The following is an 18,885-nucleotide window of genomic DNA, read 5'->3' on the forward strand; positions in this document are numbered from 1 at the left end:
CTCCTTAATCCAGCCGACGTTTAGTCTTCGCCCAGGTCAGACCGATAAACATCACCGCCGAGGCCAGCAAAAACAGCACGTTGATAACCAGTACGACCGGAATATTTCCCGCCAGGAACAGGCTCTGTAGCGTGTTCACAAAGTAGCGTGCCGGAATGATATAGGTCACCGCACGGATAACCGCCGGCATGCTGTCTATCTGGAAGATGAACCCGGACAGCATAATCGACGGCAGAAATGCGGCATTCAGCGCCACCTGGGCGGCATTAAACTGATTGCGCGTGACGGTCGAAATCAGCAGCCCCATCCCCAGGGTACTGAGTAAAAACAGACTGGTGATAAAGAAGAGAATCAGCAGCGACCCCCGGTAAGGCACGCCGAGAATAAACACCGATACCAGCATACAGAGCAGCATCGCCAGCATACCAAGGAAGTAATAGGGGATAAGTTTGCACAGTAGCAGCTCGGTACGGGTCACTTCGGTGGAGAGCAGCGCTTCCATCGTGCCGCGCTCCCATTCGCGGGCCACCACCAGCGAGGTGAGGATCGCGCCAATCACCGTCATGATGATGGTCACCGCCCCCGGAATAATAAAATGCTGGCTGATGGCTGCCGGGTTAAACCAGTAGCGCATCTGCACCTCAATCAGCGGCTTAAAGGTCTCACCACGATCGTCGGCCCGCTGCTGCTGCCAGATTTGCCAGATACCCTGAACATAACCCTGCACAAAGTTTGCAGTGTTGGGTTCGCTGCCGTCGGTGATGACCTGCAGCGGCGCTTCGTCGCCCGGGCGCGTCATCAATTCTGCGAAGTTGACCGGTATAATAACCAGTCCGCGTATACGCCCGGCCTGCATCATCTCAATGAGCTGCGGGCGGTTATTGCTGACGGTGGCATCAATATAAGGTGAACCGGTGAGTGTATGGGTAAAATCGAGAGCCTCTTCGCTGCGCTGCTCAAGCAGCACGCCCACCCGCAGCTTGCTGGAGTCCAGGTTAATGCCGTAGCCGAAGATAAACAGCAGCATCAACGGGATCACCACCGCAATCAGCCAGCTACTGGGGTCGCGCACAATCTGGCGCGTCTCTTTGACGCACAGAGCGCGCACGCGGCGCAAAGAGAGAGGGCTATGGCGCATTATGGTGCTCCTTATCCCAGTTATGAATGAGCGTAATAAACGCGTGTTCCATTGTGGGGTCGGGGGTGTCGCTGTCCGCCGTCTGCGCTTTGAGATCGTCCGGCGTACCGCTGGCAATCAGCTTGCCGCGATAAACCAGCCCGATGCGGTCGCAGTACTCGGCCTCATCCATAAAGTGGGTCGTGACCATTACCGTGACCCCTTTTTCAACCATGCTGTTGATGTGCAACCAGAATTCGCGGCGAGTCAGAGGATCGACCCCGGAAGTAGGTTCATCCAGAAACAGAATGTCCGGTTCATGCATCAGGGCGCAGGCCAGCGCGAGGCGCTGCTTGTAGCCCAGCGGCAGGGCGTCGGTGGCCTGGTCAGCAATGGCTTTCAATCCGAATGCCTCGACCATGCGCGAGATTTTTTCCTGCTGCGTGCGACCGCGAAGACCATACACGCCGGAGAAAAACCGCAGATTTTGGGTGACCGTCAGGTTACCGTAGAGGGAGAATTTTTGCGCCATGTAGCCCAGATGCTGGCGCGCCTTCCCGGAGCTGGTTTTTAAATCCATATCCAGCACCAGCGCTTTTCCGGCGGTGGGCACCAGCAGGCCACACATCATTTTGAAGGTTGTGGATTTTCCGGCGCCGTTAGGGCCGAGCAGGCCAAAAATTTCACCACGCTTCACGACAAAATCGACGTTATCCGTGGCGGCAAAATCGCCAAATTTCTTCGTCAGCTGTCGGGCCTCAATAACCGTCTCATCCGCTTGACCTTCCACGGTATGCAAAATGGCCCCCAACGGTGACTGGGTAAAACTGGCCCCGCCGAGCAGATCGATAAACGCATCCTCAAAGCGGGGGGGCGTCTCTTCAATGTTCAGCGTTTCAAGCTCCGCCGCCTTTCGCAGGGCATCGGGCGTAGCCTCTTTTTTCAGAATGGCACGTACCGACTTACCCTGAATCATGCCATCGCTGACCTGGGGCAGTTTAAGCAGCCGTTGCAGCAGCAGACGATTATTTTCCTCAGGACTGCTGGCAAGAACGCTGCGCCCGGCCATGGTTTGCGTCAGCGCTCGCGGCTCACCCTGATAGAGCAACTGCCCTTCGTTCATCAGCAGCACGTCGCGACACTGTTCCGCCTCATCCAGATAGGAGGTGCTCCATAAAATCAGCATCCCTTCGCCCGCAAGCTGATGCACCATCTGCCATAGCTCACGGCGCGAAATGGGATCGACGCCAACGCCCGGTTCATCCAGAAGCAACACTTTAGGCTGACCGACCAGCGTGCAGGCGAGCCCCAGTTTCTGCTTCATACCCCCTGAGAGCTTGCCCGCCAGCCGTCCGGTAAAGGGGCCAAGTGCGGTAAATTCCAGCAGGCGGTCAAAGGTGGCTTTTCGCTGTTCGCCGGTGACGCTACGCAGATCCGCATACAGGTTCAGGTTCTCCATGACCGTGAGATCTTCATAGAGGCCAAATTTTTGTGGCATGTAGCCGAGCACCGCGTGCAGTTCGCTGTTATCAGCAATGGGATCAAACCCGATGACCTCTGCGCTGCCTTCATCAGGTTTCATTAACCCGGCCAGCATGCGCATCAGCGTGGTTTTACCCGCGCCGTCCGGCCCGACCAGCCCGGTAACGTAACCGGCGTGAACGGTGCAGTCGAGGTGGGCTACCGCCGGTTTATCCATCCCGACAAAGCGCTTCATCAGCCCGTTCAGGCGAAGCGTCGCATCACTCATCACCGGCTCCGCTGTCGAAACGGACCGTGACCGGCATTCCCTGACGCAACCCCTCATCGGCATCGGTCACAATGATACGCAGGCGGTAGACCAGGTCGGTGCGCAAATCCGGTGTCTCCACGGTCTTTGGTGTGAATTCAGCCGTCGGGGAAACAAAACCAATTTTGCCGTGGTAGGGTCTGTCAGGGCGACCGTCGACATAAAGCAGTACGCTGTTACCGGGCGCGGCCTGATGCAGGCTGACCTCGTTAACGTAAGCGCGCACCCAGACCGGTCTGGTCAGCGACAGGGTGAGTACGGTACTGCCGGCGCTTAACATACTGCCCGGCTCCACGGCACGAGTCAGCAGGGTACCTTCTGACGGAGCGATAAGCTGCGTATCCTGTAAATCCAGTTGCGCCTGAGCCAGTTGCGCCTGGGCCTGTTCCAGGCTCGCTTTTGCCTGCGCAATCTCCTGTGGCCGGTTCCCGCTGCGGAGCTGGCTGAGTTTGTCCTGGGCTGATTTCAGGCTGGCACGCGCCTGATCGCGCGATGAGCGGGCGTTTTCTAAATCGTTGGCGGAGACGGTACGGCTTTTCCACAACCCTTGCTGGCGCTGGTAAAAGTTCTGCGCGTAGTCGAATGCAGCCTGCGCCTGTTTAACCGCAGCCGCTGCCTGAGCTATCTCTTCGTTACGATAGCCCTCCGTCACGAGGTCATATTTAGCCTGAGCAGTAGAGACACCGGCTTTTGCCTGCAGCAGCGCGTTCTCGTAAGGGGCTTTATCCAGGGTGCCGAGCGACTGCCCGGCTTTAATGGCATCCCCTTCGTCGACGGTCAGGGAGGCCAGCCGTCCACCGACACGAAAGCTCAGATTCACCGTGCGAATGTCAACATTGCCATACAGCGTCAGGCCCTCCTCCTGACGGCTTTGATACCACATCCAGCCGCCGCCAAGGGCCGCCAGCAGGATAACCACGAGTAACGCCACCGCAACGGGCTTTTTCATCAGGCTTTGCTCCTTGTTAATCCAGTAAGAATAAGATCGATGTGACAGGTAATGACCTGGCAGATTAGGTCTGCTTTTTCCTCATCAAACTGCGTCCATCCCGCACGCAGCAAAATGGTTTCACGCCCCAGACGAAAGGCGAGGATCTCCCCAATCAGCGCATGGGTGTGCAGGATAGTCTGGGTATCCGTGGCATCACGCCCCGTACAGGCGGCGATAAGTCGGGTGAGATGACTGTGCAGCGGGGCAATCACCTGATCATGGACGAGCTGGTAGGCGCGGGTGGGTGAGAGCTGCTCGCGCGAGATAAATTTACTCAGGTTGAGCGTGTCGTCATGGGTCAACAACATGATCATATTGCGGCAGGCCTGATGAATAAGTTCCCGCATTGCCGCTTTGTCAGGGTGCTCCGCAGTGAAAAGGGCCTCAGCGGCCTGGGCATGAGGGCGAAAGTGCTCACTAATAAAATCCGCGATCCACTGGGCACAGGCGAGATATAAATCCTCTTTCGAGCCGAAGTAATAAGGAATAGCGGCAATGTTTTGCCCCGCCTGCGCGGCAATATCACGTGTGGTGGCATGCAGGCCATACTCACCAAACTGCGCGAGTGCGGCATTGATAAGCTGGTTGCGGGCCAGCTCCCCTTTACTGGTTGTGGAGTGCATAGGTTGCTGCCGTAAAAAAATTAATCAATCGATTGATTAACTTTATGGTTAATTTTTCACCTTGTCCAGCAACCTGCAGCGGTTTATTGCTCTCCGGCCGGGGAGAAATATCTCATCAGGGTTAAGAACAGCAGTATTTTATGCGCTGTATCACAAAAGCTGCTACACTCCGCCGCTTCATGGCATTGTGGTTTTTGTCATCTGTCACACTATTATCTCCTCGAAAACTACACCTGTTATGGTCGGGGCGGTGCGGAGTTGTTATGTCTTTTGATTCCCTTGGCCTTAACCCGGAAATCCTGCGTGCAGTAGAAGAGCAGGGCTACCGCGAGCCAACCCCTATTCAACAGCAGGCTATTCCTGCGGTACTGGATGGTCGCGACCTGATGGCAAGCGCCCAGACCGGCACCGGAAAAACCGCGGGCTTTACGCTGCCGTTGCTGCAACGTCTGGTTCAGAAAGAGCCGCATGTGAAAGGGCGTCGTCCGGTTCGTGCCCTGATCCTCACCCCGACCCGTGAACTCGCCGCACAGATTGGCGAAAACGTGCGCGATTACAGCAAATATCTGAACGTGCGCTCGATGGTCGTGTTCGGCGGCGTGAGCATTAACCCGCAAATGATGAAGCTGCGCAGTGGCGTCGATATCCTCGTCGCAACGCCGGGCCGTTTGCTCGATTTAGAGCACCAGAATGCCGTCAAACTGGACAGCGTAGAGATTCTGGTACTCGATGAAGCCGACCGTATGCTGGATATGGGCTTCATCCACGATATTCGTCGCGTGCTGGCTAAACTGCCGGCGCGTCGTCAGAACCTGTTGTTCTCCGCCACCTTCTCTGACGACATCAAAGGTCTGGCCGAAAAGCTGCTGCATAACCCGCTGGAAATTGAAGTTGCGCGTCGCAATACCGCTTCGGAGCAGGTGACCCAGCACGTTCATATGGTCGATAAAAAGCGTAAACGTGAACTGCTGTCGCAGATGATTGGCGAAGGCAACTGGCAGCAGGTGCTGGTCTTTACCCGTACTAAACATGGCGCAAACCACCTTGCTGAACAGCTGAACAAAGACGGCATTCGCAGCGCGGCTATCCACGGCAACAAGAGCCAGGGGGCGCGTACCCGTGCGCTGGCTGACTTCAAATCCGGCGACATTCGCGTATTAGTCGCGACCGATATCGCGGCCCGTGGTCTGGATATTGAAGAGCTGCCACACGTGGTGAACTATGAATTGCCGAACGTGCCGGAAGATTACGTGCACCGTATTGGCCGTACCGGTCGTGCGGCGGCCACCGGTGAAGCGCTGTCGCTGGTCTGCGTGGATGAGCATAAACTGCTGCGTGATATCGAACGCCTGTTGAAAAAAGAGATCCCACGTATCGCCCTGCCGGGTTACGAGCCGGATCCCTCCATTAAGGCAGAGCCGATTGTGAACGGTCGCCAGAGCCAGGGTCAGGGCCGCGGAGGACGCGGTCAGGGCGGCGGCGGTCGTAGTCAGCAGCCACGTCGTAATGACGGCGGCGCACCGAAAGCGGCGGCAAAACCAGCCCGCTCTCAGGACGGAAAACCCGCGGGGGAAAAACCGCGCCGTCCTCGCCCGCGTAAACCTGCGGCGAACGCCTGATAACAAGCCCTGCCAGCGTGCAGGGCTTTTTTATGGGGTTTAGTACGGTGCCGGTTGTTACCCTCGTCCCTGCGGTTGAGGGATCGCTACAAAATAATACGAGCACGGACAGTCCCCTCTCCTCTTTGGGGAGAGGGTAAGGGTGAGGGGAAACATGCGGCTCTGGTGGTCATTCCGTTCACCTTAAGTTCCTTGCTTTTCTATAACGCCAGGACCTGTGAACGTGCCAGGGCGGTTCACCGCCACCGCCCTGGCGACCCGGGCTCCCGGCCACGAAAATCGCCGCTTCGCGGTCCACTACGCATATTCCTTCAGGCTAATCGGGGACGGGCGAAGGTAACGTCCCTGTAAAGTCGCCCTCGCCGCGCATCCCTGCGCGTCGCCCCGGCCTTACGGATACGCTTCGTCGATTTTCAGCCGGACCCAGTCATCGCTTTAACTGTTGTGTTCTCATGGCGCTGTGTTATCGCTGTAATACGTAATATTACTGGTGATTCCTCAGCCTTTAGGAAGAGGGCCGACGCTGAGTAAATCTTACCCCTGTGTCGGCCTGAACTGCGCTATCCACGTCTGCCGCTGTTCGCGTGCCCGCTGCGCCACACGGGCGACCGGGTCTGAACTAAACCCATGGTATGCTCCCGGCCAGACATTCATCTCAACCGCCACGCCCGCGCGAATCAACCCCTTGGCAAAGCGAAGGTTCTCATCGAGAAACAGATCCAGGGTACCGACGCCAAGCCAGGTGGGCGGCAGGTGAGCCAGGTCCGTTGCCCGACCAGGTGCGGCATAGGGCGAGACACCTTCCGACCCCGGCGCACAGCCCAACAGCGAGGCCCAGCCAAAACGGTTGTACTCCCGCGTCCAGACGAATTCTCCGGTCACCGGGTTCGGGTTTTCTTCTGTCACCGTGCGATCGTCGAGCATCGGGAACATCAGGTTCTGAAAGGCGAGGCGAGGGCCGTTGCGATCCCGTGTCAGCAGTGTCAGCGACGCGGCAAGGCCGGCACCGGCGCTGTCACCCATCAGGCCAATATGCTGGGGGTGAATGCCGAGGCTTTCAGCCTGTTCTGTCATCCAGACCAGGGCGGTGTAGCAATCCTCCAGCGAACCCGGAAAGACAGTTTCGGGCGCCAGTCGGTAATCCACTGAGACAACCACGCAATCGTGTTGCAAAGCGGTCGCACAGGTGAGCGAGAGGGATTGTTCCGGGCTACCGAGCAGATGGCCGCCGCCGTGAATATGCAAAATCCCCATTCTCTCTTTGCCAGATGTGGCAGGTGAAATAACACAAACCCGAACGGAAGTGGCAGTAGTTACAACATACTCAACCACATTTACCCCGGCCTCTCTGAACGCCTGCACATTGGCCAGCGCAGCCTGCTGCCGCTGTTGGCGAAGGATCACCAGGGCATCCTGAGTCAGGGGAAGAGGGCGGCTGTCGGCCAAAGCGGGGCGTAGTTCAGGATCGACCAAATGCCATGTGTTCATTGCGGTAGCCTTGTCGGTATTGGTAAAGGTATGGAGCAGGAATTTCCCGCTCCGTCATTACCTTACAGCGTTTCGCCGTTGCTGGCGATAACCTGTTTATACCAGTCAAAGCTGCGTTTTTTACTGCGTTTCAGCGTGCCTTTTCCGTCGTTATCTTTGTCGACATAGATAAAGCCATAACGCTTTTTCATCTCGCCGGTCCCGGCGCTGACGATATCAATCGGTCCCCACCAGGTGTAGCCCATGATGTTGCAGCCATCGGCGACGGCCTCCGCCATTTCGCGGATATGCTGTCGGCCATAATCGATGCGTGCCGTATCGTTGATAACACCCTTTTCATCCGGTTCATCCACGCCGCCGTAGCCGTTCTCCACAATAAAAAGCGGCTTACGGTATCTGTCCGCCAGCTCATTACAGACGAGACGAAACCCTTTGGCGTCAATCGGCCAGCCCCAGGCGGTTTTTTCAAGGTAAGGGTTGTCCTGACCAACGGTGCCCCCGGTGTCGATGCGAAATTCTCCCCCAGCCTGATGCAGGACGCTACGGTAATAGCTAAAACCGAGATAATCGGACGGGTAGTTGGCGATTAACTCCAGGTCACCCTCCTCGATGGACAGCGCAATGTTCTGTTCGCGGAACAGGCGCGGCGTCCATGCCGGGTACTCACCGAGCATCATTACATCCGAGTAGAACAGCGAACGGCGGCGCAGCTGCATGGTCGAGAAGATATCTTCCGGGTTGCAGGTCGCCGGGTAGACGGTACTCAGTGACAGCATGCAGCCAATCTGCGCGTTCGGGATAATCTCGTGGCACAGCTTGTTGGCGAGCGCATTGGCCACAAACTGATGGTGGTTCGCCTGGTAGAGCTCCTGCGGCGTGGCACTGGGGTCAACGGCACCAGTGGCAAAGGGCATGCGGTTCATGTTGTTCAGTTCGTTGAAGGTCATCCAGTATTTGACCTTCTCGCGATAGCGGGTAAACACCACCTCGCAGTAGCGGGTGAAGAAGGTCACCAGCTTGCGGTTTTTCCAGCCGCCGTACTCCTGATAAAGCGCCAGCGGCGTCTCGTAGTGAGAAAGGGTGATAACCGGCTCAATGCCGTATTTCAGCAGCTCATCGAACAGGTCATCGTAGAACTGCAGACCGGCTTCGTTAGGGGTAGTCTCATCCCCGCGCGGAAAGATGCGCGTCCAGGCAATGGAGGTGCGAAAGCATTTGAAGCCCATTTCGGCGAACAGCGCCACGTCTTCTTTGTAGTGGTGGTAGAAATCCACGGCTTCATGGCTGGCGTAATACTTAGTGGGATCGATTACCGCATCGTGTTTGCCGGAGGCAATCCCGCCGCGTACCACATCGGAGATGGAGGGCCCTTTGCCGTCCACATTCCATGCGCCCTCCGCCTGGTTGGCGGCAATCGCACCGCCCCATAAAAAATCTTTCGGGAAAACAGACATATTCACTCCTTAATCTGTTAAATCTTCGCCATTGGAGGCAATCATTTTTTTGTACCAGTGGTAGCTCTTTTTCAGGGACCGCTTCTGGGTGCCATTGCCCATGTCGTCCTGGTCAACATAGATAAACCCGTAGCGTTTGGAGATTTGCGCCGTGCCCGCACTGACCACGTCAATCGGCCCCCACCAGGTGTAGCCAAAGAGATCCACGCCGTCGGCCAGCGCCTCCTGCATTTGCTCAATGTGCAGGCGCAGGTACTCAATGCGGTAATCGTCGTTGATGGAGCCATCGGCGTTAACGGTATCCACCGCGCCCAGGCCATTTTCGGCAATAAACAGCGGCTTCTGATAGCGGTCATAGAGTTGGTTGAGCGCCAGACGCAGCCCTTTGGGGTCAATCTGCCAGCCCCACTGGCTGGTGGGCAGGTGCGGGTTACGGATGCCGCCGGTGATAAGATTGCCCTCGGCCCCTTCCAGTTTTTCCGGGTGCGCGCTGACGGTGCTGGACATGTAATAGCTGAATGACACGAAATCCACCGGGTGCTGGCGCAGGATCTCATCGTCGCCGACCACTTTTTGCAGCGTGACCCCTTTTTCGGCCAGCATGCGGTCGGTGTACGCCGGGTAGTAGCCGCGGGCCTGGACATCACTGAAGAACAGCGACACGCGCTGCATCTCTTCGCAGGCCTGCAAATCATCCGGGTGGCAGCTGTGCGGGTAGAGCATCTGGTAGCTTATCATGCAGCCGACCTTCGAGCCGGGAATGATCTGATGGCAGGCTTTGGTCGCCAGAGCACTGGCCACAAACTGATGGTGCGCGCCCTGGTATTTATCCTGCTCAAGGTGCGGGTTGTCTTCTTCAATAACGCCTACACTGACGTAAGGATGGTGCTTCACGCAGTTGATCTCGTTGAAGGTCATCCAGTACTTCACTTTTTTGCGATAACGGGTAAAGCAGGTGGTCGCGAAGCGCACATAGAAATCGACCACCTCGCGATTGGGCCAGCCACCATAATCAGTCACCAGCGCCAGCGGCATTTCATAGTGAGAGAGCGACACAATGGGCTCGATGCCGTGTGAATGCAGGGCATCAAACACCTCATCATAGAACTTCAGCCCGGCTTCGTTAGGCGTGGTTTCGTCACCGCGCGGGAAGAGGCGGGTCCAGGCTATCGACATGCGAAAGCATTTAAAGCCCATGCCGGCAAAGAGGGCGATGTCCTCTTTAAAATGATGATAGAAGTCGTTGCCTTTACGTTTTGGATAGTACTTCGTGCTGTTCGGATCCTGTGCTTCGCGCACCTGCGCGTGGGTCATGCCCAGCCACTGGTCGAGCCAGCGTGCTTTTGGGGTGTTGATGTCAAAGGTATAAACATCAGAGACCGACAGCCCTTTACCCCCGACGTTCCACGCCCCTTCAAGCTGATTTGCCGCCGTCGCGCCACCCCACATAAACCCTTCCGGAAATGATTTAGAAAATGTCATGCGCTTACTCCTCATGCCGCAGATGCGGTCAGTGTCAGAAATTCGTCGCGGCTGGCGACATCGCCTTTCGCTTTGACCGGGCTGATATCGCCGTAACGTTCGCTGTTGGTCACCACCAGGATGACGCTTGGGTCAATGCCTTCCGCCTTGAGTGCATCGAGATCGAAGGTGATCAGCAGCTCGCCCGCTTCCACAAACTGCCCGGCTTCGATATGGCTGGTGAAGTGCCTGCCGCCCAGCTTCACGGTGTCGATCCCGATGTGAATGAGGATCTCCGCCCCGGTATCGCTTTGCAGCGCCAGCGCATGGTGGGTTTCAAAGAGGGACTCGACTTTGCCGTTACTCGGTGAACGCAGCTCACCGGTGGTGGGGTAAATCGCCAGCCCTTTGCCGAAAATTTCGTCGGCAAAGACCGGATCGCTGAGTGTGTTCAGCGCTTTCAGCTCACCGCTGACCGGGGCAAACAGGGTCTCTTCTGACCGGGCAAGGGGCATCGCGCTGACCCCTGCGACCACCGGCTGGGTGGTCTCTTCAAAACCGATGATGACGGTGATGATGGCGGCGCCGACAAACGAGATGGCAATACTGACCAGCGCCCATAAGAAGGTGGGGCCGACCAGACCTGGAATACCCGGCAGGCCGCTCAAGGCGAAGGCGTAGGTTTTCACTCCCATCGCCATGGCAAACGCGCCGCCGCAGGCCCCGCCAATCAATGCGGCCGCAAAGGGACGTTTATAGCGGATATTGACCCCGTACATCGCCGGTTCGGTGATCCCCATCGCGGCGCTAAAGCTGGTGGTCAGTGCCAGCGATTTGAGTTTTTTATCGCGGGCGCGCAGGAAGACGCCGAAGGCGGCACCGGCCTGTCCGAGGTTGGCGATGTAAAAGAGGATTTTAATCGGGTCGAAGCCGATGGTACTGATGTTGTTGATCATGATGGGGACGATCACGTAGTGCATACCGGTGATAATAATCAACGACAGCGTGCCGCCCACCACAATGCCTGCCACGATCCCCATGTTCTCCACCATCCAGATGATGCCGCCTGAGAGCGCGTTACCGGCATAAATTCCCACCGGGCCGATGGCGATGAGGGTAATGGGAGTCACGATGAGCAGACAAAGCAGCGGGACGAACATGGTTTTCAGCGGGCCGGGCATAACGCGGTCGACAAGACGCTCAACGTAACTCAACAGCCAGACGGCAAACAGAATCGGGATCACGGTTGAGGCGTAATTGACGGTGGGCACGGGTAAACCAATAAAGCTAACCGGCCCGCCCGCCTTGAACAGGGTCTGAATTGCCGGGTGAAACAGCGCGGCGGTGAGCGCCACAGCGACGTAGGGATTGGCACCAAACTTCTTTGCTGCGCTGAACGCCAGCGCGAAGGGCAGGAAGTAGAACACGCCATCGCTGACCGCGAGCAGGATCTGATAGGTCTGATTGCCGGTATCTACCCACTTCATCGCTACCATCAGCGCCAGCAAGCCTTTGAGAATACCGGCCCCGGCAATAGCAGGGATGACAGGGGAGAAAATGCTCGACAGCCCTTCGAAGATGACCGAAATCGGGTTACGCCGTTTGGTCGGGCGGGCCGCATTGTCCAGTTCAGGAAGTTCGGCCAGAAGGGCTTTACATAAGGGTTCGACGTTGTTGCCAATAATGAGCTGGAACTGGTCGCCGGAGATATTGACCCCCATCACGCCTTCAAGTGCTTCCAGGGCGGCACGGTCGGCCTTGTCGTTCTCTTTGAGCAGAAAACGCAGGCGGGTGATGCAGTGAAACAGTGAGAGTACGTTCTCTTTGCCGCCAATCCTGTTAAGGATCTGGCGAGCCGTGTCCTGATAATCCATAAAAATTCCTCCAGACTGAAGTCAAAAGCCGACTTCATCCACAATGACCGGTTTACACCGGGACTTTGTTTCCTCTGGGGTTTGCCTGATTAAACAGTAACAAGCCTGGATGGAATTTATACGCTTCATCCTTCGTGCTACAGATGCGTTGGCTTTCCTCGTTCACCCCAGTCACTTACCAATGTAAGCTCCTGGAGATTTACTGCGTCGCCGCCTTCCTGTAGCCCGAATTATTTTGCGTATAACTTAACATTTTAAACTTTCCCTGCGTCGGGCACCGTCCGCTGCACAATATTTTCAATATGCACCGTCAGGTAGAGTTTTTCCGAGTTGCTCATGGTGTGGTGATAATGTCTGGTGACGAATTCGTTGATGGCTTCGACACATTTCAGTGTCGCCTGATAGCGTCGCTGTACCAGTGCAAAGAATTCTTCATCGTCATTATTTAACACCACACCATCAATCACCCGTTGCGCAAAAAACTTCAGATGCGTAATAAACCGCTGGTAATTGAGACTATGTTCATCAAGCGGAATATTAAAAAAGTACTTCACAATATTCTGTAACTGATAAATAAGCCGCGTGATCTGCGTGGTTTTTCCTAAGGTGTCATTGAGTCCGGCATTCACAATATGCAGAGCGATACTGCACGCCTCGCTGTCCGGTAGCAGCATGCCGGTGCGGGCGACAATCATCCCCAAAGCCTGGCGACCAATGGCGTATTCCGCAGTGTAAAAATGGCGTACTTCCCACTCCAGGGGGTTAGGTAAAACTTCATTATTTTGTTGGCGTTGCAGCGCAAAATGCAGGTGATCGGCGAGGGTGACGTATAACCCCTCACTGAGCTTATGATTGAGCACGCTGCGGGCGTGAGTGATGATATCCGCCGTGATCTGCAAAATATCCACCGGTACTTCACTGACCAGATCTTTAAATCGGGCTGAAATTTGTGAATCTTCCAGCCGGAATATTTTATCAATCGCATCGCGATTGATGCTGGCACCGTTGTGGGTATTAAACCCCAGTCCACGACCGGTTAGAATAACCTCCAGGCCATCCTCATCCACTGCGCTGACAACATTATTATTTAATATTTGTTTGACCAGCATCGCCAACTCCTGAAAACAAAAACGGGCAAGACATAAATACAGATACAGGCAGTTTTGCCTCTCAGTCTGCATTTAGGTTTTGCCCGATAGTCGGTAACAAGCGTAATGCAGTTAAAACCTAGCACTGCCAAAAAGAATATTCAATGCAACACAAGGGGATGAGTAAATTCGTATGCCAAATTGTGATCCGGTTTGCGAAAAGGTGGAGAGTACCTGAACATCGCACAGGGTGGACAAACGTTGTCACTTTGCGCGGCTGTGGCTACCATACCGGAATGAAAGAGGGAGTTGCGCCAATGATCGACAAACATTCCACCGTGCCAGTCTATTTACAGCTTGAACACTATCTTACCGGGAAAATCGCCGCCGGTTCGCTGAAGCCTGGCGATGTCATCCCCTCAGAGAATGAGCTTTGCCAGCAGTTTGCTATTTCCCGCATGACGGCGCGCAAAGCGGTGGACTATCTGGTGCGACAGGGCAAAGTGGAGCGTCGCCGGGGGCAGGGGACGTTCGTGGTGCAGTCAGGCAAAAACGTGCGCATCTCGCTGCCCCTGGACAGACATCTCTCTTCCAGTGAGGCGACGCTGGGGCTTGATGAGCCGGTTATCAACCGCCTGATTTGCCTCTTGCGCCAGCCCGCTTGCGGGGAGATAGCCGGGAAGCTGCGGATTGCGCCTGACAGTGAGGTGTGGTTTATGCAGCGCCTGCGCCTCGTAGGGGATATTCCGTTTGTTTTTGAACAATCCTGGATGATTACCCACCCCTTTGAGGATCTCAGTGAGGCGGATCTTAACCGCTCAAAATATGCCTATATCAGCCGTAAAGGTTTTACCGTCGAGCGCTCGGAAAAGGAGATCCGCGCTGAGCTACCGTCGCAAAACGTTCGCGATATGTTGGGCATCAATCGCGATGAACCCGTGCTGCACGCCACCTCAGTGGCCTTTCTGCGCGAAGATACGCCGTTTGAGCTCTCAGAAATTTACTACAACCAACAGCACTACCGTTTCACGCTGACTGCCGCCCGTCCCTGAGGCCCGGGAGGCCAGGTTTGTGATCCGCACCGCGTTTTAAAATTAGTGGGCTAGACAACTATACATTGATACTGACTATACTCTGACTATGTTCAGCCAGTACCCATAAGGAAAATAACAATGCGTCGGACGGGTGAGTTTCTTCAGGATTTAGGAAAGGCATTGATGATGCCCATTTCCGTGATCGCCGCAGCGGGGATATTCCTCGGCCTTGCGGCGGCATTACAGAATCCGGCGATTGTCGGTGAAAGTATTATTCACGCTGAGGCCATGCAACAGGTCATTGGCTTTATTCGCAAGGTCGCCGGGGCGCTCTTTGGTAATCTCCCGCTGCTGTTTGCGATTGCTGCGGCCATTGGCCTTGCGCGTGATGAAAAACCCACGGCAGCTCTCGCGGCGGTTATCGGTTTTATTACCTTCCATGTGGGTGTGAATTACAGCTTACTGGCGCAAGGTTTAACGCCGCAAACTACCTCAGTCGCTGCATTAATGGAAAAAGGCTACAGCCAGGCCGATGCGGTAATGTATTCCGCTGAATTTGCCAGCACGCTGGGCATATTTTCTTACCAGATGAGTGTGCTTGGCGGGGTTATTGCCGGCCTGATTACCGTTATTCTGCACAACCGTTTTTATACGATTAAACTCCCGGCGGCCATCGCCTATTTTGGTGGCCGTCGCTTTGTTCCCATTATTACCGTGATTGTCCTGCCCATTGTCGGTGTGCTGATGTCGCTAATCTGGCCATATATCGCAAACGCCATCATTCACCTCGGGCAATTTATTGGTGAGTCCGGGCCCTTTGGCACCTTTATTTATGCGTTTACTGAACGCATCCTGATCCCAACCGGTTTACACCACATTCTCAACGAGACCGTACGCTTTACCCCTGTCGGCGGCATGGTGCATGTGAATAACGAAAGCGTTATCGGGGCGCTCTCCATTTTCAATTATGCGCTTGCCCACCCTGGCGCGCTGGCCGATGACATAGTGCGCGAAGCAACCCGATTCCTGGCGCAGGGGAAAATTCCGGTCATGATGTTCGGTCTGCCCGCCGCGGCGCTGGCTATCTACCGCTGTGCGAAGCCCGAGCATAAACAACGTGTGAAAGCCCTGATGCTGGCGGGAGCGCTGGCCTCCTTTACCACTGGCATCACTGAGCCGCTGGAGTTCAGCTTTATTTTTGTCTCGCCGCTGCTGTTTTTATTCCATGCGATTATGTCCGGTCTCTCTTTTGCCAGTGCGCAACTGCTCCAGGTGATGATCGGCAATATTCAGGGCGGGTTTATCGACTTTATGGTCTTTGGCGTGCTGGGTGGAACCAAGACCCACTGGTGGTTTGATTTACTGCTCGGCTGTATCTGGGCCCCGGTCTATTACTTCGCCTTTAAGTGGATAATTTTACGCACCAACGCCAGAACGCCGGGGCGTGAAGAAGAGGATAACGCTTCCCTGACCCCCAATGAATCAGTCAAAGGTGACGCTGCAACAGAACAAATTATTGCCGGTCTTGGGGGGCGGGAAAATATCCAGAATGTCGACTGCTGCTTTACCCGTCTGCGGGTGAAAATTGTCGATATGCAGAAAGTTGATGAGAAACAGCTTAAACAAAGTGGTGCGAGCGGATTTGTTCGCGCAACAAAAAACGATATTCAGGTTATTTACGGCCCGCAGGTCGAGAGTATTGCCAGTGCCGTAAAACAGCACTTACTTGTTCAACAGACGCAATAAGAGAACAGATGATATGAAAACATTTAATATTGTATTAGTCGGTGGCGGCTCCACATGGACACCGGGTTTATTAAAAGCCCTCTGTAAACTCAAAGAGCGTCTGCCGTTAAAAAAACTGGTGATGTTCGATGTTAATGAAGAGCGTCAGGCTGTTATTGGCGAATATGCCAAAGTGCTTTTCCGCGAAGAGTATCCTGAGCTGGAGTTTGTTTATACCGGTGATAAAGAGATCGCTTTCGCCGATATGGACTTCATCTTCTGCCAGATGCGCACCGGCGGTTATGCCATGCGTGAAAAAGACGAAAAAATCCCGCTGAGTCTGGGAGTCATAGGCCAGGAAACCTGCGGCGCGGGCGGCTTTGCCTATGGTATGCGTTCCATTCGTGACATGATTGAATTAGTGCAGGATGTCCGCGCACGATCGCCCCGTGCCTGGATCCTGAACTACACCAACCCGGCGGCAATTGTGGCCGATGCGCTGAATAAACGCTTCCCTGATGACGATCGTATCCTGAACATCTGCGATCAGCCGGTCAATCTGCTGCGCTCCTACGGGCGTCTGCTGGGGCGCGATCCGGCAACCTTTGATCCGGTCTATTTTGGTCTTAACCACTTTGGCTGGTTCACCCATCTTTATGATGAAAACGGGCATGATTTGGCGCCTGAGCTGAAAGCGTATATTGCGAAGAATGGCTTTATTCCGGCGGATGCCGAGCAACGCGATCAGTCCTGGCTCGATACCTACGCCGCTGTGGCCGATATGCTCCGCGATTTTCCGGACTATCTGCCAAATACCTATCTTCAGTACTACCTCTACCCGGAGTATAAATTCTCAAAACTTGACCCGAACTTTACACGTGCCAACGAAGTGATTAACGGTCGTGAGAAACGGGTATTTGAGGAGTGCCGAACTGCGGTAGCGGAAGGAACGACCCGCAACGTCCATGTGGTGCATAACGACGCCCACGGCGACATGATCGTAGAGCTGGCTGAAGCGATAGCCTTCAACCTGAAGAAAAAATTTATTGTTATGGTGCCGAATAACGGCCTTGTCGAAAATCTTGATGATGACGTGATGGTAGAACTGACGGCGGAGATTGGCAGCAACGGCCCGCGTCCTTACGGTGTGGGTAAAATTCCGACCTTCTATAAAGGGATGATCGAACAGCAGTTCGCTTACGAGCGTCTGACGGTGGAGGCCTGGTTTGAAGGCTCTTACACCAAAGCGCTACAGGCGCTGACCCTGAACCGCACCATCATTGATGCGAAGAAGGCGCGTAAAGTGCTGGATGCCTTAATTGAGGCGAACAAAGCTTACTGGCCGGTGCTGAAGTAGAGGGCGTTAGGCTTCCTTCCCCTGAAAAGAGGCGCTACTATGGCGCCTCTTTTTTTCAGGGGCAAGATATGCGCGTGTTACTGGCGCCGATGGAAGGTGTGCTCGATTCGCTGGTGCGGGAGCTGCTGACCGAGGTCAACGACTACGATCACTGTATTACCGAGTTTGTACGTGTGGTCGACCAGCTTTTGCCCAGCAAAGTATTTTATCGCATCTGTCCTGAACTCCAGCACCAGAGTCGCACCCCCTCGGGCACCCTGGTGCGCGTACAACTGCTGGGACAATATCCGGAGTGGCTGGCGGAAAACGCGGCGCGTGCGGTGGCGTTGGGCTCCTGGGGCGTGGATTTGAACTGTGGTTGCCCCTCTAAGATGGTGAACGGCAGCGGCGGCGGGGCCACGCTGTTAAAAGATCCCGAACTGATTTATCGCGGCGCGAAAGCCATGCGTGAAGCCGTCCCTTCGCATCTGCCAGTCACGGTGAAAGTCCGGCTCGGCTGGGACAGCGGTGAGCGTCAGTTTGAGATTGCCGACGCGGTAGCGCAGGCGGGTGCCTCTGAGCTGGTGGTGCACGGGCGTACAAAAGAGGATGGTTATAAAGCCGAGCGTATCAACTGGCAGGCCATCGGTGAAATTCGCCAGCGTCTCTCCATTCCGGTTGTTGCCAACGGCGAAATCTGGGACTGGCAAAGTGCGCAGGCGTGTATGGTCGCCACCGGCTGCGACGCCGTAATGATTGGGCGTGGAGCGCTCAATATTCCTAATCTCAGCCGGGTGGTGAAATATAACGCGCCGCGTATGCCCTGGCCTGAGGTTGTGTTGCTACTGCAAAAATATACCCGTCTTGAAAAGCAAGGGGACACGGGGTTATACCATGTGGCGCGTATCAAGCAGTGGCTGGGCTATCTGCGCAAAGAGTACGATGAATCACAGGGTGTGTTTGAACAGATCCGTACTCTTAAGACCTCAGCAGAGATTGCAAAAGTCATTCAGGCTTTGTAATCAGCCTTTGCAGGTAACCATACTGATAAGTGAACCATAATGCGCGAGGCAGAGTAGGGCGTGCTGCGGGTTAACGGGGCGGAGCAACGCCCTCCCGAACGGGAGGGCGAATCACATCAGAAAATCATTTTAAATACGCCGGTCACCACCAAAAGCCCAATAATAAAAATAATCAAAACGGCCCATAACAGTAATTTCAACATAGTCTTATCTCCCTTTTTTTCGATCACTCACCGCAAAGTGTAGCAACCCCCCCGGATTATG

14 protein-coding genes are annotated in these 18,885 nt (G+C 55.1%); 5 read left to right on the top strand and 9 right to left on the bottom strand.

The features are described 5' to 3' along the window. Positions 1-4 precede the first annotated feature (4 nt). Genes KXR87_RS03045 through cecR form a run of 4 tightly spaced genes read right to left on the bottom strand, consistent with a single transcriptional unit; the run spans position 5 to position 4,520 of the window. Positions 5-1,138, bottom strand: a complete 1,134-nt coding sequence (locus KXR87_RS03045; protein WP_437430791.1) for an ABC transporter permease — start codon at positions 1,136-1,138, stop codon at positions 5-7. Continuing rightward, positions 1,128-2,867, bottom strand: coding sequence for an ATP-binding cassette domain-containing protein (locus tag KXR87_RS03050; protein WP_437430792.1), 1,740 nt, complete (start codon positions 2,865-2,867; stop codon positions 1,128-1,130). The genes KXR87_RS03045 and KXR87_RS03050 overlap by 11 nt, the downstream gene beginning before the upstream one ends. Next, positions 2,860-3,855 carry a secretion protein HlyD gene (hlyD, locus tag KXR87_RS03055; protein WP_437430793.1) on the bottom strand — a complete coding sequence of 332 codons (996 nt, stop codon included), beginning with the start codon at positions 3,853-3,855 and terminating at the stop codon, positions 2,860-2,862. Before hlyD ends, KXR87_RS03050 begins: the two co-directional genes overlap by 8 nt. After that, entirely contained in the window at positions 3,855-4,520 is a 666-nt protein-coding gene (gene cecR / locus KXR87_RS03060; protein ID WP_437430794.1) for a transcriptional regulator CecR, read from the bottom strand. The genes hlyD and cecR overlap by 1 nt, the downstream gene beginning before the upstream one ends. Before the next feature lie 263 nt (positions 4,521-4,783). Here cecR and rhlE point away from each other — a divergent pair, with 263 nt between their 5' ends. Further along, positions 4,784-6,139, top strand: a complete 1,356-nt coding sequence (gene rhlE, locus KXR87_RS03065; RefSeq protein ID WP_437430795.1) for an ATP-dependent RNA helicase RhlE — start codon at positions 4,784-4,786, stop codon at positions 6,137-6,139. A 534-nt stretch (positions 6,140-6,673) separates the two neighbouring features. Here the strand turns inward: rhlE and KXR87_RS03070 are convergent. The 5 genes from KXR87_RS03070 to licT form a co-directional block, all read right to left on the bottom strand. After that, positions 6,674-7,627 (bottom strand): alpha/beta hydrolase, encoded by a 954-nt coding sequence (locus KXR87_RS03070; protein ID WP_437430796.1) that lies wholly within the window; start codon positions 7,625-7,627, stop codon positions 6,674-6,676. A gap of 62 nt (positions 7,628-7,689) precedes the next feature. Continuing rightward, a complete protein-coding gene (locus KXR87_RS03075; protein ID WP_437430797.1) occupies positions 7,690-9,081 on the bottom strand; it encodes a glycoside hydrolase family 1 protein in 1,392 nt (463 codons plus the stop codon). A gap of 9 nt (positions 9,082-9,090) precedes the next feature. Beyond that, entirely contained in the window at positions 9,091-10,563 is a 1,473-nt protein-coding gene (locus KXR87_RS03080; protein ID WP_437430798.1) for a glycoside hydrolase family 1 protein, read from the bottom strand. Between the two features lie 11 nt (positions 10,564-10,574). Then, entirely contained in the window at positions 10,575-12,416 is a 1,842-nt protein-coding gene (locus KXR87_RS03085; protein ID WP_437430799.1) for a beta-glucoside-specific PTS transporter subunit IIABC, read from the bottom strand. A 254-nt stretch (positions 12,417-12,670) separates the two neighbouring features. After that, positions 12,671-13,525 (bottom strand): BglG family transcription antiterminator LicT, encoded by an 855-nt coding sequence (licT, locus tag KXR87_RS03090; protein WP_437430800.1) that lies wholly within the window; start codon positions 13,523-13,525, stop codon positions 12,671-12,673. 296 nt (positions 13,526-13,821) lie between these two features. On the opposite strand from licT, the gene KXR87_RS03095 reads away from it, so the two are divergent. From KXR87_RS03095 to dusC, 4 genes are all read left to right on the top strand, one after another. Then, positions 13,822-14,556: a GntR family transcriptional regulator gene (locus KXR87_RS03095; protein ID WP_437430801.1), complete on the top strand. Its 735-nt coding sequence runs from the start codon at positions 13,822-13,824 to the stop codon at positions 14,554-14,556. A gap of 120 nt (positions 14,557-14,676) precedes the next feature. Then, entirely contained in the window at positions 14,677-16,284 is a 1,608-nt protein-coding gene (locus KXR87_RS03100) for a PTS transporter subunit EIIC (protein WP_437430802.1), read from the top strand. 13 nt (positions 16,285-16,297) lie between these two features. Beyond that, a complete protein-coding gene (locus tag KXR87_RS03105; RefSeq protein WP_437430803.1) occupies positions 16,298-17,620 on the top strand; it encodes a 6-phospho-alpha-glucosidase in 1,323 nt (440 codons plus the stop codon). Positions 17,621-17,688: 68 nt separating this feature from the next. After that, a complete protein-coding gene (gene dusC, locus KXR87_RS03110) occupies positions 17,689-18,621 on the top strand; it encodes a tRNA dihydrouridine(16) synthase DusC (RefSeq protein ID WP_437430804.1) in 933 nt (310 codons plus the stop codon). Positions 18,622-18,885: the final 264 nt, after the last annotated feature.

The sequence above is a fragment of the Yokenella regensburgei genome (assembly GCF_051486985.1).
Taxonomy (GTDB): domain Bacteria; phylum Pseudomonadota; class Gammaproteobacteria; order Enterobacterales; family Enterobacteriaceae; genus CBFFRJ01.

Excerpts from the sequence above, each read along its gene's own strand:
- KXR87_RS03045 (WP_437430791.1), bottom strand. The coding sequence starts at position 1,138 with ATGCGCCATAGCCCTCTCTCTTTGCGCCGCGTGCGCGCTCTGTGCGTC.
- KXR87_RS03050 (WP_437430792.1), bottom strand. The coding sequence starts at position 2,867 with ATGAGTGATGCGACGCTTCGCCTGAACGGGCTGATGAAGCGCTTTGTC.
- hlyD (WP_437430793.1), bottom strand. The coding sequence starts at position 3,855 with ATGAAAAAGCCCGTTGCGGTGGCGTTACTCGTGGTTATCCTGCTGGCG.
- cecR (WP_437430794.1), bottom strand. The coding sequence starts at position 4,520 with ATGCACTCCACAACCAGTAAAGGGGAGCTGGCCCGCAACCAGCTTATC.
- rhlE (WP_437430795.1), top strand. The coding sequence starts at position 4,784 with ATGTCTTTTGATTCCCTTGGCCTTAACCCGGAAATCCTGCGTGCAGTA.
- KXR87_RS03070 (WP_437430796.1), bottom strand. The coding sequence starts at position 7,627 with ATGAACACATGGCATTTGGTCGATCCTGAACTACGCCCCGCTTTGGCC.
- KXR87_RS03075 (WP_437430797.1), bottom strand. The coding sequence starts at position 9,081 with ATGTCTGTTTTCCCGAAAGATTTTTTATGGGGCGGTGCGATTGCCGCC.
- KXR87_RS03080 (WP_437430798.1), bottom strand. The coding sequence starts at position 10,563 with ATGACATTTTCTAAATCATTTCCGGAAGGGTTTATGTGGGGTGGCGCG.
- KXR87_RS03085 (WP_437430799.1), bottom strand. The coding sequence starts at position 12,416 with ATGGATTATCAGGACACGGCTCGCCAGATCCTTAACAGGATTGGCGGC.
- licT (WP_437430800.1), bottom strand. The coding sequence starts at position 13,525 with ATGCTGGTCAAACAAATATTAAATAATAATGTTGTCAGCGCAGTGGAT.
- KXR87_RS03095 (WP_437430801.1), top strand. The coding sequence starts at position 13,822 with ATGATCGACAAACATTCCACCGTGCCAGTCTATTTACAGCTTGAACAC.
- KXR87_RS03100 (WP_437430802.1), top strand. The coding sequence starts at position 14,677 with ATGCGTCGGACGGGTGAGTTTCTTCAGGATTTAGGAAAGGCATTGATG.
- KXR87_RS03105 (WP_437430803.1), top strand. The coding sequence starts at position 16,298 with ATGAAAACATTTAATATTGTATTAGTCGGTGGCGGCTCCACATGGACA.
- dusC (WP_437430804.1), top strand. The coding sequence starts at position 17,689 with ATGCGCGTGTTACTGGCGCCGATGGAAGGTGTGCTCGATTCGCTGGTG.